Below are 14,735 nucleotides of genomic sequence, written 5' to 3' on the forward strand. Positions count from 1 at the left end.
TGTGGTGGTACAGCACGAAAGTGGGGGTGATCGACCTGAAGAAAAAGTCGATCACCATGGGTAAAGGATGTTAAATAGTGTTCACCATGTCCCCGAACACCTGTCTACCATGTCCCCGGACCGTACATGGGGAGAGGGTTAGGGTGAGGGGAAAGCATCACAGATGAATAATCACCTCACTCCCCTGCGCTTTCACCACCACGCCCCATTCGCTGCCCGCATGTGACCCGCCTTTGACGCCCGAGAGCTGCTGCACGTTGCGCAAACAGATTGACCAGTCCTGCGCGTTGCCTTCACCTCTGACCGTCACCGTATCACCCTGACGAGAAGCCGTCAGCGTAAACACCACCGAGCCGTCTGCCGCAGGGATTTCACTCACCGCCGTGCACCCGTCAGTCAGGTTAAACAACTGGAATGCCGTGCCTTCATGCCAGGCGTAATCTGGCTTCTGACTGTTATTGCCGAGCGCCAGCAGGGTATTTTCGCGCACATACACCGGCAGACTCTGGAAGTCGTGCTGCTGTTTATGCCAGCGGCTACCCTGCACTTCGTCGTTATGCCACAGATGCGTCCAGCGGCCTTCCGGCAGATAAAACTGTACATCACCTGCCTCGCTAAACACTGGTGCAACCATCACCGAATCCCCAAGCATGTACTGACGGTCCAGATAATCGCACGCCGGATCGTTCGGGAATTCGAGCATCATCGCACGCAGCATCGGCGTGCCGACCTCACGAGCCAACGCCGCCTGACGATACAGGTACGGCATCATCCGGCATTTCAGCTGGGTGAAGTGGCGCACCACGTCGCAGGACTCATCATCGTACGCCCACGGCACACGGTAGGATTTGCTGCCGTGTAAGCGGCTATGGCTGGAGAACAGCCCGAAGGCGCACCAGCGTTTATACACATGCGCAGGCGCGGTGTTCTCGAACCCGCCGATATCGTGGCTCCAGAAGCCAAAGCCCGACAGACCAATCGACAGCCCGCCACGCAGACTTTCGGCCATCGACTCGTAGTTGGCGTAGCAGTCTCCACCCCAGTGCACTGGGAATTTCTGCGCGCCAACTGACGCGGAGCGCGCAAACAGTACCGCTTCCTCTTCGCCGACAGTCTCTTTCATCACGTCCCACACCAGCTCGTTATAGATATAGGCGTAGTGGTTGTGCATTTTCTGCGGATCGGACCCGTCATGCCACAGCACGTCGGTCGGGATACGCTCACCGAAGTCAGTTTTGAAGCAATCCACGCCAATATCGACCAGCCCTTTCAGCTTGTCGGCGTACCACTGACATGCTTCCGGGTTGGTGAAGTCATAAATCGCCAGACCCGGCTGCCATTTATCCCACTGCCACACGGAACCATCCGGGCGTTTAAGCAGATAGCCTTTCTCTTTTAGCTCTTTGAATACCGGCGATTTCTGGCCGATGTACGGGTTGATCCACACGCAGACTTTCAGCCCCTTTTCCTTCAGGCGGCGGATCATCCCTTCCGGGTCCGGGAAGGTCACCGGATCCCACTCGAAGTCGCACCACTGGAAGGCTTTCATCCAGAAACAGTCGAAGTGGAAGACGTGCAGCGGCAGATCGCGTTCCGCCATGCCGTCGATAAAACTGTTCACCGTCGCTTCATCGTAGTTGGTGGTAAACGAGGTAGTGAGCCACAGGCCAAACGACCACGCAGGCGGCAGCGCCGGGCGGCCGGTGAACTGCGTATAGCGATTCAAAACGTCTTTCGGCGTCGGGCCGTCGATCACAAAATATTCCAGAAACTCGCCTTCCACGCTGAACTGCACTTTGGAGACTTTCTCCGAGCCGACTTCAAACGAGACGTTTTCTGGATGGTTTACCAGCACGCCGTAGCCACGGTTGGTCAGGTAGAACGGAATGTTTTTGTACGACTGCTCGGTGCTGGTACCGCCATCGCGGTTCCAGGTTTCAACCGTCTGGCCGTTGCGCACCAGGGCGGTAAAGCGCTCGCCGAGGCCATACACCGCTTCGCCGACGCCCAGATCCAGGCGCTCGAACATGTAGTTGCTGTCAGTATTGCCGTCCTGCACGTAGCCGTTGTTTTTCAGTTGGCTGCCAGTGATACGTTGCCCATCGCGCAGGAAATCCAGTGCCCAGAACTCACCTTTGGTGACGCGCACGCTGATGTTGCCGCTTTTCAGTTCGGCAAATTCCGCCGTGTTTTCAATCTGGACATTAACGTCTTTAAGGACATTGAGCGGATAGTGTGGGCCGTTGTCCAGCGCGCCCTGGAAATGCTCGATGCGCACCCCGACGATGCCTTCTTGCGGCGAGAACAGGCGAACCGTAAACATCAATGTGTCGAGCTGCCAGGTGCGTTCGCGTACATCGCGCGGCGCAACGTATACCACGAGGTCATTTCCCTGCTGCTCAACATCGAACACCTGCACCGGGTAAGTCACATTCAGACCCGGTTGGATTAGCCAGTTTCCGTCACTGATTTTCATACTTTCATCCTCTTAGTTCTGCAATTCTTTGCTGACCGGCAGAGTCTCGAACTCATGCTGGTTGCGGCGCGCACCTTGCGCCAGCTCGCCCATAATTTTGGTCAGGAACGGGGTTTTCAGCGTGTAATAGCGTTTGGCGATAATCGCGCTCAGCACGTAACAGATCGCCGGGGCCAGGGTGAACAGACCAATGATGATGCTGATGGTGGTGCTGTTCTGGGTTTTGGCTGCGGCATCGTAGCCACCGCCGGCCAGCATCCAGCCAATCAACGCGCCGCCCAGCGCCAGGCCCAGTTTCAGGACAAACAGCGTGCCTGCAAAGCTAATCCCGGTGAGGCGCTTGCCGTTGGTCCATTCGCCGTAATCGACGGTGTCGGACATCATTACCCACTGGATTGGCGTCACCAGCTGGTGCAGCACACCGATCACGAAGATAAAGCTGAACATCATGAACGTGGCATGCATCGGCACGAAGAACATCGCCACACTCGCCACCGCCAGCAGGGCGTTGGTCCACCAGAAGATGCTGACTTTGCATTTCCAGTCGGTGAGCGGTTTAGCGAGCGCAGAGCCGATCAGGTTGCCGACGCAGTAGGTGGTGAGGAACGCGACGAAGATTTCTGGCGAGCCGATAATCCAGGTGCAGTAGTACATCATTGCGCCGCCACGTACGCAGACGGCGAGAATGTTGAGGATGGTGAGCACGCCGACGACACGCCACTGGTCGTTGTGCCAGATGTCGCGCAAGTCTTCACGCATGGAAGTGGTGCTCGGCGGCACCTGGATGCGTTCTTTGGTGGTGAAGAAGCAGAACGCCAGCATCAGGAATGCGACGACCGACAGCACGGCGATCCCGCCCTGGAAGCCAAAAGCTTTGTCTTCGCCGCCAATCAGTTTCACCAGCGGCATCATCAAAACTGTAGAGAGCATGCCGCCTGCCGTCGCCAGCACGAAGCGCCAGGATTGCAGGGAGATTCGCTGCGTCGGGTCATTAGTGATAACGCCGCCGAGCGCGCAGTAAGGGATGTTCACCACGGTGTAGAGCAGGGTCAGCAGCGTGTAGGTAATGGCGGCATAAATCATTTTGCCGTGCAGGCTGAGGTCCGGCGTGGTGTACGCCAGCACGCAGACAATGCCAAACGGGATCGCGCCAAATAAGATCCACGGACGGAATTTCCCCCAACGACTACGAGTACGGTCAGCGAGCAGCCCCATGCACGGATCGGAAATCGCATCCAGCGCACGCGCCAGCAGGAACATGGTGCCGACAAATCCGGCGGGGATACCGAAAATATCGGTATAAAAAAACATCATATACAACATGACGTTATCAAAGATGATATGGCTTGCGGCATCACCCATGCCGTAGCCAATCTTCTCCTTAACAGACAATATTTCGCTCATTATTTTTTATCCTTGGACGCTGTAGGGGCGCTGAGACCGGTTTCAGATGTTGTAAACGATCCCCGCTGGAGCGGATATTCTGTTTTCTGGTTAGCTGCTTACGTTTCTTCTCTTTTGTGATCGCCGTAGAAGTTGCAGAAAAAATCTAACCTGAGGATTTTCTTAGGATTTAAGTGAAAGTGGATAATTCAGGTCAAGGAAGGATGAAAAAACTGTGCGAAATGATGTGGTAAATGCCTGAAAGTAGCTATAATGCGCACCGCCTCCATGTAGCAATCGAGGCGCGGAAGATCGTCATCTCCGGTGAGGTGGCTGGATTTCAAATCCAGTTGGGGACGCCAGCGTTCCCGGGCAGGTTCGACTCCTGTGATCTTCCGCCAATTTGTTTTCCATTCAGTTTTTTTCCTTAAATTCTAAATAGAGTTAAAAGATTTTCGCAATGCATTGAAAGAATACTTTACTCATTTTTGTACTCATTACCAAAATAATGAAAGTAGTGAAGTGTTTCAGAATCAAAGCAGCGATCGTTTTCTATATATATTCTATCTGCTAAGATAGATGATATAGGCTATGGATTCGATAAGACCATTTATAAAATGCAACTTTCATTCCTGCAACTCATGAGCAGATGAATATTTCAATCAACAGAGACGTAAATCATTAGTTAATATTTTCTCAGACGAAGTGGTATTAAATGTGGGTGTTATTTTTTCGACTTTTAATAAATATCAAAATCATTCAACTCTGAATAATTACAATTTCAGCTCAATACCTAAATTTTGCAACTCTTTTCTACCTAGCGTTTTGAGCCAATTCCCTAAACTCATCCCCTCCCTTTTTGCAGCTTCTTCAAACTGAGCCTTCAACTCAGGTGTAATGCGCATCTGAAAGGTAGGTGCTTTTCCGGACTTTGACTGGTCTTTATCACGTTTGGCAGTTGTCATGTACGTACCTATAAGAGTAAAGTTCAACCACACAGGTACGTACCTACACAACAAGTCGTCCTGAATTTTTAGCGCCCTCGTCCAGTACTCGCAATACCTGACGAGAGCTAACCTCACCAACTATCAAGGAGTTGATTATGGCTGATTCGCATTCTACCCCAGACACCGGCGCAACCGGAACCGAGCGCACGATAATTGTGGGATATCGTCCAAATGTTCTCGACAAAACCACACCGAACATCATTCTTTCGGGCAAGTGGCTTCGCACTGCGGGGTTTGAAACCGGGCAACAGCTGACGGTTAAAGTCATGGACGGGTGCATTGTTCTGGTGGCGTACAGCGAGCAGGAACAGCGGCTGCTGGACGAATTAAAACAGGCTCAGGCGAAGTTGAAAGGGATTGAAGGGGCGTTGGTTGGGGTGCATTAGGTTTGGTGCGGGATTTTCCCCTCACCCTAACCCTCTCCCCAAAGGGGAGAGGGGACCGATCGAGCTAAAAAACCGATTAAACCCTAATCTCCATCACCGCATACACCCCATCTTTCGGCACAATCACCGTCACATTCTCAACCGGAATTCCTGCCGCCAGATGGATATCCTGCAACTGCTGCAACGAGCGCGGGAAGATGTGCGCCCAGCCGATGCAGCGAAGAATGAAGTCGATTTGCGGGCTGGTTGTGAGCATATTCGACACAATCACCGCCCCGCCGGGCTTCACCAGCCGCAGGGCGCGTTGCAGGAAAATCACCGCGTCCACGTCGTTGAAATATTCAAAAATTCCCAGCGCGTCGACCAGTTCAGCCTGATGTTCGCCCAGCTCCAGCACTAAATCGTCGCTGCGGATCAGGGTATGCACCAAATGGCGCTTGAGCAGCGTCAGCTGTTCCCCGACGTTTAGCCCCTCCTGTGCCGCCATCGTTTCTGCCCAACGCAGGGCGACGGGGTCGTCGTCCACCAGCGAGAGATGCACTTTCTGCCCGTCCAGCTTCGCGGTGCGCAGGGCCTCCAGCACCGGGATCGCCGCGCCGCTCGCCAGGCTTATCCAGTCGCTTTCAATCTCATTGCGGATGTATTTGTCCACCAACGCGCCCAGCACCTGCGCGCGGGATCGCACGCCGATGGCATCGTTGGCGTGGATAAACCACTGGCGGCTTTCGCTGTCCATCCGCGTACCTTCGGGCAGGCGCTCTTCCAGCGGATTTTGCACCACAAACAGCGCCAGCGCGGAGGGCACCAGCCGCGCACGCCAGGCCGCCATTGCAGGCCGCGTGCGGTATGCCTGGTCGGAATGGAGATGCTGCGGGATCAACCTCGGTAGGCCGTTTTCGCCCTCTTCGAGCAGGGGGGGCAGCAGTTCAGGGTTGGCTTTCATGGCCTGATTGAGGGCATTGATCTCTCGCGTGACATCGTCTTTCATCGGCCATTGGTCGCTAATATCGGGGAACGATGCGCTATAAATCGTCATATCAGCCGGTGCATCACCGCGAAAAGATTGCCATTTCATCTCGTCATCCCCCCGTTCGACCCTAAACGGAAGTCTATGCAAACGGGACGGCATTGCCCTACGAAAAATGCACGATATGCCTTAATTTTCTGCTCACCTGTGCCGCTCTGAAAAGATATACGAAAGGGAGCGTTCAGGATGATGAAAAAGGTTTGGCAGCTGCTGTTGCCATTGCTGTTGACGGGTTGTGCCAGCCTTGTCGGCAGCAGCGAAGAGACGGTGTATATCGACAGCAACCCGGTTGCGTACTATGCGATTATCGACCGCGACGGCAATATGATCGCCACCGGTCAGACGCCGCAATCCGTGGTGCTAAAGAAATCGGACGGCAGCTATTTCGGCAAACGGGAGTACACGCTGACGCTCAAACAGGAGGGTTACTACTCGACGATGATGCCGCTGGAGTACCGCTTCAGCCGCTGGTACACCTTTGGCAATATCATCTTCTTCGGCGTGCCGGGCTGGTTCATCGTCGACCCGTTCTCCGGCGGCATGTATACGTTCAAAGAGGAGCGCATCCACACCATCCTGCGCCCCTGCCCGCCGGGACCGTTCAATCACATGTGCTCCTGACAGTCAAAATTCGTAGTATATTGAGAGTCATCTTGATCAGCAGGCGTACCCCATGTCTTACTCCATCGGCGAATTCGCCCGACTTTGCGGCATCACCGCCACCACGCTGCGGGCGTGGCAGCGCCGCTATGGCTTGCTGAAACCCCTTCGCACCGACGGCGGACATCGTCTTTACAGCGATGCCGACGTGCAGGAAGCGCTGAAAATTCTCGACTGGGTGAAAAAAGGCGTTCCCGTCAGCCAGGTCAAGCCACTGCTGGCACGGCCCGGCGCGCGCCGCACCAATAACTGGCTCACTCTGCAAGAGAGCATGTTACAGCGCCTCAAAGAGGGCAAAATCGAATCTCTGCGTCAGCTGATATACGATTCAGGCCGTGAATCACCACGCCCGGAATTAGTCACCGAAGTATTGCGCCCGCTACGAAGTCAGGTGTCAGCGAATATTCCAGCAATAATGACTCTGCGTGAAATCCTCGATGGAATTATTATTTCCTATACCTCATTTTGCCTCGAAGGGGATAAACGCGCACCGGGCGATAATTATCTGTTAACCGGCTGGCATCTAAACGACCCGTGTGAAATCTGGCTCGAAGCGCTCAAACGCACCGGGCAAGGTCATCGCATTGACGTGCTCCCTATACCGCCTGCTACGCTGGCACCGGAGATTTTCCCGGATCGGAAATGGCTACTTGTCACTACCGGTAAATTAACTGCTGCGCGTAAAAAACAGGTCGAGCAGTGGCAGCAGCAGGTTATTTCTCTGGAAATGATTACCCTGTAATCAATATTCCCTACGCGAGTTATCACGAAAGATTGAATATTTTCCTGCCGCCAGAATGCTAACGTTTCCTGTATTCACCACTAAACAGGAAAACAACATGAATAAAATCTCCGGCCTACTGCTTTTATCCTCCATCGCCTTTGCACCTTTCGCCTTTAGCGCGCCGATGGGGACCCTGAGCGTGCATATTCTCAACCAGCAAACGGGCACCCCACCGCCAGATGTCACAGTCACACTGGAAAAACAGCAGCAGGGCAACTGGGCCATGCTAGCGAGCGGCAAAACTGACCACGACGGGCGCATTAAGTCGCTGTATCCAGAGGATCAGGATATGCAGCCCGGCGTGTATAAAGTGACCTTTAAAACCGGCGACTACTTCCAGAGCCAGAAAATGGCCACGTTTTTCCCGGAGGTCCCGGTGCTGTTCACCGTCACCAAAACCAACGAAAAACTGCACATCCCACTCCTGCTGAGCCAGTACGGCTACTCCACCTACAAGGGTAGCTGACCCGTCTCGCGCTCCCGCCCCGCTATCGGGAGCGCATTTTACCGGACAAAAACACTCAACCTATCCATCTGAAATAAATCATAAATAAAAAATAACTCGAATCAAACTTGGACAAATATGCGTGTTTGTGTAAGTTTTAATTATACGTTTTTTCCAGGATCGTCCACTGCAAGGGTGAAACAATGAGCGCCGTCATCGATCGGTTTATGAGTTACTACGCCGGGCTGGAAAACCAGCCGCCATCGGCGCTGCCTGCGCTCTATCACCCTGAAGCGGTGCTGATTGATCCCTTCGGTGAGCATCAGGGGTTGTTCGCGATCCAGCGCTACTTCACCCATCTGCTGGCCAACGTCGACAAATGTCATTTCTCGATCGATAAGCCGTTCATCGACGGCGACCGTTTCGCCCTCACCTGGACCATGCACTGGTCGCATCCGCGTTTGACGGACGGCGAGACGCTGGCGCTGCCGGGCTGTTCCGTGGTGGAAATCCAGGACGGCACGGTGAAACGTCAGCGGGATTATTACGATGCCGGAGAGATGATTTACGAACACCTGCCCGTCCTCGGCTGGGCGGTGCGCGGTGTGAAAAGGAGGGTGCGCCCATGATGACTGTCCTCATCACCGGCGCCAGCTCAGGGATTGGCGAGGGACTGGCGAAGTCCTGGGCGGATGACGGCTGCCGCGTCATTGCCTGCGGCAGGGATGCTGCCCGCCTTGAGGCCCTGCGCCAGTACAGCCCGCTGATCTCTCTGCGTCAGTTTGACATGACCGACGCGCAGGCCTGTCGCGAGGCGCTGGCCGATTGCCGCGTGGATCTCGCCGTGTTGTGCGCCGGAACCTGCGAATATCTCGATCATGGGGTGATCGACGTCGATCTGATCGCGCGGGTGATGAGCGCCAATTTTACTGGACCGATAAATTGTCTGGCTGCGTTGCAGAACATACTCGCGCCCGGCAGCCGCGTGGTGCTGGTCAGCTCGATGGCGCACTGGCTGCACTTCCCGCGCGCGGAGGCATACGGCGCGTCCAAAGCGGCGCTGACGTGGTTTGCCAACAGTTTGCGTCTGGACTGGGAGCCAAAAGGCGTGGCCGTGACGGTCGTCTCCCCAGGCTTTGTCGACACGCCCCTGACGCGCAAAAATGATTTCCCGATGCCCGCGAAAGTGAGCGTCGAGCAGGCCGTGGCCGCCATCCGCCAAGGCGTGGCGAAAGGCCGAGCGCACATCGCCTTCCCCAGCGGATTCAGTCTGGTTTTGCGCCTGCTGGCGTCACTGCCTCAGTTTATGCAGAACGCGCTGCTGCGCCGGATGGTGCGCTCATGAACATCGCCATCATCGGCAGCGGCATCGCCGGGCTGACCTGCGCCTGGCGGCTGGCCGGGCACCATCAGGTGACGCTGTTCGAGGCGGCCCCTACCGTCGGCGGCCATACCGCCACGGTCGATGTCACCACGCCGTCGGGCCAGTTTGCTATCGATACCGGATTTATTGTCTATAACGACCGCACCTATCCGCGCTTTATGGGCCTGCTCAGCGAGTTAGGCCTCAGCGGACAGAAAACGCAGATGAGTTTTTCAGTCCACAATCCAGTGAGCGGGCTGGAATATAACGGCCACACGCTTTCTACCCTGTTTGCCCAGCGGCGTAATCTGGTCAGCCCCACGTTCTGGCGGCTGCTCAGATCGATCGTGCGTTTTAACACACTGGCGAAGCAGGCGCTGCGCGAAGGCTCCAGCAATAACCACACGTTGCAAACGTTCCTGGAACAGCATCACTTTAGCCCGTTCTTCGCCCGGCACTACATCCTGCCGATGGGCGCGGCCATCTGGTCCTCGTCGTTGCAGGAGATGCGCCGTTTTCCGCTGGCGCTGTTTTTACGCTTTTTTGAGAATCACGGGCTGCTGGACATCACCCATCGTCCCCAGTGGTACGTGGTGCCCGGTGGATCGCGCGAATATGTCCGCGCCCTCGTCACGCAACTGGGCGATCGCCTGACGCTGCGCACGAATGCGCCGGTGCAGAAGGTGATCCGCCATCCCCACCGCGTGGACATTGAGCTTGCCGACGGAACACACAGCTTCGATCAGGTCATTTTCGCCTGTCACTCCGGGCAGGCGCTGGCGCTGCTGAATAACCCAAGCCTTGCGGAAAAACAGATCCTCGGCGACATCGGCTGGCAGCGTAACGAGGTGGTGCTGCACAGCGACCGACGCTGGCTGCCGGTACGCGAGCGCGCCTGGGCAAGCTGGAACTACCGCCTGAGCGACCAGGAACAAAACAGCGCCTGCGTCACCTACAGCATGAATATTTTGCAGAGTCTGCCAGAGGGCGCGCCGCTGTTCTGCGTCACCCTCAATCCGGATGCCCCCATCAACGAGCGCGATGTCTGGCAGCGATTTGTGTATGAACATCCGCTGTTTAATCCCAAAAGCTGGCGCGCACAGTCGCGTCGCACCGAGATCAACGGCCAGCAGCGAAGCTGGTTCTGCGGCGCTTACTGGTACAACGGTTTTCACGAAGATGGCGTGCGCAGCGCGCTCGACGTGGTGGCGGGGATCGCGAGGGCGGGAACATGAACAGTTGCCTCTATCAGGGCGTGCTGCGTCATCGCCGCCTGCTGCCCCGGCCACACCATTTCCGCTACAGCCTGTTTATGGCGTGGCTCGATCTCGACGAACTGGAACGCCTGCCATCAGTGGGTATTCGCCGCAATCGCTTTGCCGCAGCGTCGTTTTACGACCGCGATTATCCGCTGGGCGAGCCGCTCAAAGCGCAGGCTCTCGCCAGGCTGGAGACGCTGACCGGCGAACGCCCCGACGGGCGGGTGATGCTCCTGACCCAGCTGCGCTATTTCGGCATCCATTTTAATCCGGTCAATTTTTACTACTGCTTCGACCGCCAGGACGTACTGCGCTGGGTGCTCGCCGAAGTGCGCAACACGCCGTGGAACGAGCGGCATTACTACGCGGTGAACGGCCAGGAGGCGCGCCCGATGGCGAAAGCCTTCCACGTTTCACCGTTTAATCCGATGGATATGGTCTACCACTGGCGCTTCAACTGCCCGGCAAAAACCTTGCACATGCACATTGAAACGCATCAGGAAACCAAAGTGTTTGATGCCACGCTGATGCTGGCCCGTCAGCCCCTGACCCGCTCCGTGCTGCGTTCGCTCCTGTGGCGCATCCCGCTGATGACGCTCAAAACCGTCCTCGCGATTTACTGGCAGGCGCTGCGCCTGTGGCTCAAACGCGTGCCTATTCACAACCATCCTGCCAGCAGGAGTGAACGCTCATGACCGATCCTGTTTATGCACTTGAGCCAGAATGCCCGCGCCACGCACGTCTGGCCCGTTGGCTACTGTTCCGCCTGATGGGAGATTTGCAACAGGGGTCGCTGACCGTGCGCGAGGGTAACCAAACGTTCCATTTTGGCGATACCAGTGCGGCCCTGCACGCCGAGGTGGACGTCCTTTCCTCGACGCTTTACCGACGCCTGCTGACCGGCGGGAGTCTTGCCGCCGCCGAAGCCTGGATGGACGGTGAATGGGAGACAACTCAGCTCACCACACTACTGCACATTCTGGCCCTCAACGGCAAAACCCTTGCCCGGCTGGAGAGCGGATTTCGGCTGCTGGGCAGGCCTGTCGAACGGCTACGCCACTGGACGCGGCGCAACCACCGCCAGCAGGCGCGGGAAAATATTGCCGCCCATTACGATCTGGGCAACACCTTTTACGCCCAGTTCCTCGACGAAGAGCTGCTTTACTCCAGCGCCCTGTTTGCCTCGCCCGATCAGGATTTGACGACCGCGCAGCAGGCCAAAATGGCGCGACTCTGCGAACAGCTGGCGCTGACGCCGGACGATCACCTGCTGGAAATTGGCACCGGCTGGGGCGCGATGGCCGAATTTGCCGCCCGCCACTATGGCTGTCGGGTCACCACCACCACGCTGTCCTACGAGCAGTTTTGCTGGGCGCAGGAAAGAATTGCCCGCGCCGGGTTGCAGGACAAGGTTCAGGTTTTGCTCTGCGATTACCGCGACTTAACCGGGGAATACGACAAGCTGGTGTCGGTGGAGATGATCGAAGCGGTCGGCAAAACCTTCTTGCCGGAATTCTTTCGCACCTGCCAGGCGCGGCTGCGCCCCGGCGGCAAAATGGCGATTCAGGCGATCACCATTCAGGACCAGCGCTACCGCAGCTACAGCAAAAGCGTCGATTTCATTCAGCGCTACATCTTCCCCGGCGGCTTTTTGCCGAGCATCACGGCGATGAGCGATCTCATGACGCGCCACACGGATTTCGTGGTGCGCAACCTGTTCGACATGGGCCCGGACTACGCGCGCACCCTGACGCACTGGCGCACGCGCTTCCTCCACGCCTGGCAGGATATTGAAAAACTCGGCTTCGACGAACGCTTCCGTCGCATGTGGCTCTACTACCTGGGGTACTGCGAAGCGGGGTTCAACGCCCGCACCATCAGCGTGGTGCAGCTGATGGCAGAGCGCGTATGAACCGCCACGTGCAGGTCTTCGTCCTCGCCATCGCGTTCGATTTTTACTGGACGATGGTGGTTTTCTTTCGCGAACGCGGGGTGATGGTGTGGCTCGCGCTGGCGCTGCTGGCCTGCCTGATGTTGAAACCGATCCAGCGACTGTACGCCATTCTGCTGGCGGTTGCGGGGAGTTCTCTGGATACGCTCTGGTCGCTAACCGGGCTCCTGCGTTTTAACGGCGAAGGGATTTTGCCACTGTGGATGATGGCCCTGTGGCTGATGTTTGCCTGCGTCTGGACCCAGCTCACCACCACCACCGCTCTGCCGCGCTGGCTGCTGGTGCTGATGGGTACCGCAGGTGGCCCGGTGGCCTATTTTCTCGGCGAGCGTCTGGATGCAATCGTCTTTCAGGCCCCGGCCTTCATCGTCCTGAGCTGGATGGCGATGGGATGGCTGGTGCTGATCCTCTTTTTCCACCTGCTGGTCGGGAGGCAACCATGAAACGTTTTCTGGCGGTAAGTCTGGCGGCGCTGATGCTGCTGGCGGGCTGCAGCACAAATATCAGCGAGTATCAGGGCAAAACGCCAAAACTCGATATCTTCCGTTATTTTCAGGGCCAGACCGAAGCCTTCGGCATGGTGCAGGACCGCAGCGGGAAGCAGATCCGCCGCTTCCACGTGGCGTTAAATGGCGAAGTGCAGGCCGACACCCTGACCCTGAGCGAGCAGTTCGTGTATGACGACGGCGAGAAACAGCAGCGCGTGTGGCACATCCGGCGCGTCAGCGCCGATCGCTATGAAGGTCGTGCGGGAGATATCGAGGGCGTGGCGACCGGCCAGGCGGCAGGAAACGCCTTCAACTGGCGCTACAGCATGAACGTCAAAGCCGACGGCAAAACCTGGCTGTTGCACTTCGACGACTGGATGTATTTGCAGGACGACACACATCTTTTCAATAAAACCGCGATGACGAAGTTTGGTTTCAACGTCGGCACCGTCACGCTTTTCTTCACCCGGAAAGACAGTAAGGGAGCAACACCATGAACACCAAACCCACGCTCGGTATTAGCGGATGTCTGACGGGCTCAGCCGTGCGATTTGACGGTGGGCATAAACGGATGGGCTTTTTAATGGATGCCCTGGCGCAGTGGGTGACGTTCAAACCTGTCTGCCCGGAAATGGCGATTGGCCTGCCCGTTCCGCGCCCGGCGCTGCGTCTGGTGAAAGCGCCCGACGGCGACATGCGCGTGCGCTTTACCTTCGCGCCGCACGAAGATGTGACCGACAAAATGGCTGATTTCGCTGCGGGTTATTTGCCGGGGATCGCCGGTTACGACGGCTTTATCGTCTGCGCCAAATCCCCGAGCTGCGGCATGGAACGCGTGAGGATTTACGACGAAGTAGGCAATCCCGGCCAGAAGGAGGGAAGCGGGGCGTTCACTGCCGCGATGCAGGAAAAATACCCGTGGCTGCCGGTGGAGGAAGACGGTCGGCTGCACGACCCGGTCCTGCGCGAGAACTTCATCGCGCGGATTTTTGCCCTGCACGAGCTGAATGCGATCCGCGCCAAAGGCCTGACGCGCCGCGCGCTGCTGGCGTATCACAGCCGCTACAAACTGCAGCTGCTGGCCCATAACCAGGCGGCGTACCGCGAAATCGGCCCGTTCGTGGCGTCGATGCACGAGTGGCAGGATCTGGAGGCGTTTTTTGTCGCCTACCGCGACAAGCTGATGGCGATCATGAAGCAGCCCGCCTCACGTAAAAACCACACCAACGTGCTGATGCACATTCAGGGCTATTTCCGCGAACAGCTCAACGCCCGCCAGCGCCTGGAGCTGCGCGAAGTGATACTTAACTACCGCGCCGGACAGTTGCCGATCCTCGCCCCGCTCACGCTGCTCAAGCATTATCTGGCCGAACATCCTGACAACTATCTTCTGACGCAAAACTACTTCGACCCGTACCCGCAGGATTTGGGGCTGCGGCTGGCGATTACCTGATTTTCAAAACGAGAGACCTTTAGCCCAAAAGGTCCTTACACGCACCCCGTTTT

General features: G+C 56.7%; 16 protein-coding genes and 1 tRNA gene. 13 read left to right on the top strand and 4 right to left on the bottom strand.

From position 1 onward, the window contains the following. Positions 1–157: 157 nt before the first annotated feature. Positions 158–2,476 (bottom strand): alpha-xylosidase, encoded by a 2,319-nt coding sequence (gene yicI, locus JBO43_RS19835; protein ID WP_202674895.1) that lies wholly within the window; start codon positions 2,474–2,476, stop codon positions 158–160. Positions 2,477–2,488: 12 nt separating this feature from the next. Further along, positions 2,489–3,883, bottom strand: a complete 1,395-nt coding sequence (locus JBO43_RS19840) for a glycoside-pentoside-hexuronide family transporter (RefSeq protein ID WP_095280111.1) — start codon at positions 3,881–3,883, stop codon at positions 2,489–2,491. A 282-nt stretch (positions 3,884–4,165) separates the two neighbouring features. Between JBO43_RS19840 and JBO43_RS19845 the strand changes: the two genes are divergently transcribed. Then, positions 4,166–4,260: transfer RNA gene (locus JBO43_RS19845), tRNA-Sec, on the top strand. 372 nt (positions 4,261–4,632) lie between these two features. On the opposite strand, the gene JBO43_RS19850 is transcribed toward JBO43_RS19845, so the two are convergent. Beyond that, positions 4,633–4,824 (bottom strand): toxin-antitoxin system HicB family antitoxin, encoded by a 192-nt coding sequence (locus tag JBO43_RS19850; protein ID WP_103947757.1) that lies wholly within the window; start codon positions 4,822–4,824, stop codon positions 4,633–4,635. Between the two features lie 137 nt (positions 4,825–4,961). Here JBO43_RS19850 and JBO43_RS19855 point away from each other — a divergent pair, with 137 nt between their 5' ends. After that, positions 4,962–5,252 carry a SymE family type I addiction module toxin gene (locus JBO43_RS19855; protein ID WP_103947697.1) on the top strand — a complete coding sequence of 97 codons (291 nt, stop codon included), beginning with the start codon at positions 4,962–4,964 and terminating at the stop codon, positions 5,250–5,252. A gap of 76 nt (positions 5,253–5,328) precedes the next feature. On the opposite strand, the gene JBO43_RS19860 is transcribed toward JBO43_RS19855, so the two are convergent. Beyond that, the gene (locus JBO43_RS19860; RefSeq protein ID WP_202674896.1) at positions 5,329–6,327 is read right to left on the bottom strand and encodes a class I SAM-dependent methyltransferase; all 999 of its coding nucleotides are present in this window, start codon (positions 6,325–6,327) and stop codon (positions 5,329–5,331) included. 138 nt (positions 6,328–6,465) lie between these two features. Between JBO43_RS19860 and JBO43_RS19865 the strand changes: the two genes are divergently transcribed. The 11 genes from JBO43_RS19865 (at position 6,466) to JBO43_RS19915 (ending at position 14,682) form a co-directional block, all read left to right on the top strand. Further along, positions 6,466–6,900 carry a hypothetical protein gene (locus JBO43_RS19865; RefSeq protein WP_202674897.1) on the top strand — a complete coding sequence of 145 codons (435 nt, stop codon included), beginning with the start codon at positions 6,466–6,468 and terminating at the stop codon, positions 6,898–6,900. A 52-nt stretch (positions 6,901–6,952) separates the two neighbouring features. Beyond that, positions 6,953–7,681: a MerR family transcriptional regulator gene (locus JBO43_RS19870; RefSeq protein ID WP_095280087.1), complete on the top strand. Its 729-nt coding sequence runs from the start codon at positions 6,953–6,955 to the stop codon at positions 7,679–7,681. A 97-nt stretch (positions 7,682–7,778) separates the two neighbouring features. Next, a complete protein-coding gene (gene uraH / locus JBO43_RS19875; RefSeq protein WP_095280086.1) occupies positions 7,779–8,189 on the top strand; it encodes a hydroxyisourate hydrolase in 411 nt (136 codons plus the stop codon). Between the two features lie 182 nt (positions 8,190–8,371). Then, on the top strand, positions 8,372–8,797 hold the full coding sequence (locus JBO43_RS19880) for a nuclear transport factor 2 family protein (protein ID WP_095280084.1): 426 nt from the start codon (positions 8,372–8,374) through the stop codon (positions 8,795–8,797). Next, on the top strand, positions 8,794–9,513 hold the full coding sequence (locus tag JBO43_RS19885; RefSeq protein ID WP_202674898.1) for an SDR family NAD(P)-dependent oxidoreductase: 720 nt from the start codon (positions 8,794–8,796) through the stop codon (positions 9,511–9,513). Before JBO43_RS19880 ends, JBO43_RS19885 begins: the two co-directional genes overlap by 4 nt. Beyond that, the gene (locus JBO43_RS19890) at positions 9,510–10,766 is read left to right on the top strand and encodes an NAD(P)/FAD-dependent oxidoreductase (protein WP_202674899.1); all 1,257 of its coding nucleotides are present in this window, start codon (positions 9,510–9,512) and stop codon (positions 10,764–10,766) included. The genes JBO43_RS19885 and JBO43_RS19890 overlap by 4 nt, the downstream gene beginning before the upstream one ends. Further along, positions 10,763–11,485, top strand: coding sequence for a DUF1365 domain-containing protein (locus tag JBO43_RS19895; RefSeq protein WP_202674900.1), 723 nt, complete (start codon positions 10,763–10,765; stop codon positions 11,483–11,485). Before JBO43_RS19890 ends, JBO43_RS19895 begins: the two co-directional genes overlap by 4 nt. Next, entirely contained in the window at positions 11,482–12,702 is a 1,221-nt protein-coding gene (locus tag JBO43_RS19900) for an SAM-dependent methyltransferase (RefSeq protein ID WP_202674901.1), read from the top strand. Before JBO43_RS19895 ends, JBO43_RS19900 begins: the two co-directional genes overlap by 4 nt. After that, positions 12,699–13,184: a DUF2878 domain-containing protein gene (locus JBO43_RS19905; RefSeq protein ID WP_103950243.1), complete on the top strand. Its 486-nt coding sequence runs from the start codon at positions 12,699–12,701 to the stop codon at positions 13,182–13,184. The genes JBO43_RS19900 and JBO43_RS19905 overlap by 4 nt, the downstream gene beginning before the upstream one ends. Next, a complete protein-coding gene (locus tag JBO43_RS19910; RefSeq protein ID WP_095280073.1) occupies positions 13,181–13,726 on the top strand; it encodes a DUF3833 domain-containing protein in 546 nt (181 codons plus the stop codon). Before JBO43_RS19905 ends, JBO43_RS19910 begins: the two co-directional genes overlap by 4 nt. After that, positions 13,723–14,682: a YbgA family protein gene (locus JBO43_RS19915; RefSeq protein WP_202674902.1), complete on the top strand. Its 960-nt coding sequence runs from the start codon at positions 13,723–13,725 to the stop codon at positions 14,680–14,682. Before JBO43_RS19910 ends, JBO43_RS19915 begins: the two co-directional genes overlap by 4 nt. Positions 14,683–14,735 lie beyond the last annotated feature (53 nt).

Origin of the sequence: Lelliottia jeotgali (assembly GCF_016771845.1) — a bacterium.
GTDB classification, from domain to species: Bacteria; Pseudomonadota; Gammaproteobacteria; order Enterobacterales; family Enterobacteriaceae; genus Enterobacter; species Enterobacter jeotgali.

Bases quoted from the DNA above. Each gene is read 5' to 3' on its own strand.
- uraH (WP_095280086.1), top strand. From the start codon at position 7,779: ATGAATAAAATCTCCGGCCTACTGCTTTTATCCTCCATCGCCTTTGCA.
- yicI (WP_202674895.1), bottom strand. From the start codon at position 2,476: ATGAAAATCAGTGACGGAAACTGGCTAATCCAACCGGGTCTGAATGTG.
- JBO43_RS19870 (WP_095280087.1), top strand. From the start codon at position 6,953: ATGTCTTACTCCATCGGCGAATTCGCCCGACTTTGCGGCATCACCGCC.
- JBO43_RS19860 (WP_202674896.1), bottom strand. From the start codon at position 6,327: ATGAAATGGCAATCTTTTCGCGGTGATGCACCGGCTGATATGACGATT.
- JBO43_RS19910 (WP_095280073.1), top strand. From the start codon at position 13,181: ATGAAACGTTTTCTGGCGGTAAGTCTGGCGGCGCTGATGCTGCTGGCG.
- JBO43_RS19900 (WP_202674901.1), top strand. From the start codon at position 11,482: ATGACCGATCCTGTTTATGCACTTGAGCCAGAATGCCCGCGCCACGCA.
- JBO43_RS19905 (WP_103950243.1), top strand. From the start codon at position 12,699: ATGAACCGCCACGTGCAGGTCTTCGTCCTCGCCATCGCGTTCGATTTT.
- JBO43_RS19850 (WP_103947757.1), bottom strand. From the start codon at position 4,824: ATGACAACTGCCAAACGTGATAAAGACCAGTCAAAGTCCGGAAAAGCA.
- JBO43_RS19915 (WP_202674902.1), top strand. From the start codon at position 13,723: ATGAACACCAAACCCACGCTCGGTATTAGCGGATGTCTGACGGGCTCA.
- JBO43_RS19855 (WP_103947697.1), top strand. From the start codon at position 4,962: ATGGCTGATTCGCATTCTACCCCAGACACCGGCGCAACCGGAACCGAG.
- JBO43_RS19865 (WP_202674897.1), top strand. From the start codon at position 6,466: ATGATGAAAAAGGTTTGGCAGCTGCTGTTGCCATTGCTGTTGACGGGT.
- JBO43_RS19890 (WP_202674899.1), top strand. From the start codon at position 9,510: ATGAACATCGCCATCATCGGCAGCGGCATCGCCGGGCTGACCTGCGCC.
- JBO43_RS19895 (WP_202674900.1), top strand. From the start codon at position 10,763: ATGAACAGTTGCCTCTATCAGGGCGTGCTGCGTCATCGCCGCCTGCTG.
- JBO43_RS19885 (WP_202674898.1), top strand. From the start codon at position 8,794: ATGATGACTGTCCTCATCACCGGCGCCAGCTCAGGGATTGGCGAGGGA.
- JBO43_RS19880 (WP_095280084.1), top strand. From the start codon at position 8,372: ATGAGCGCCGTCATCGATCGGTTTATGAGTTACTACGCCGGGCTGGAA.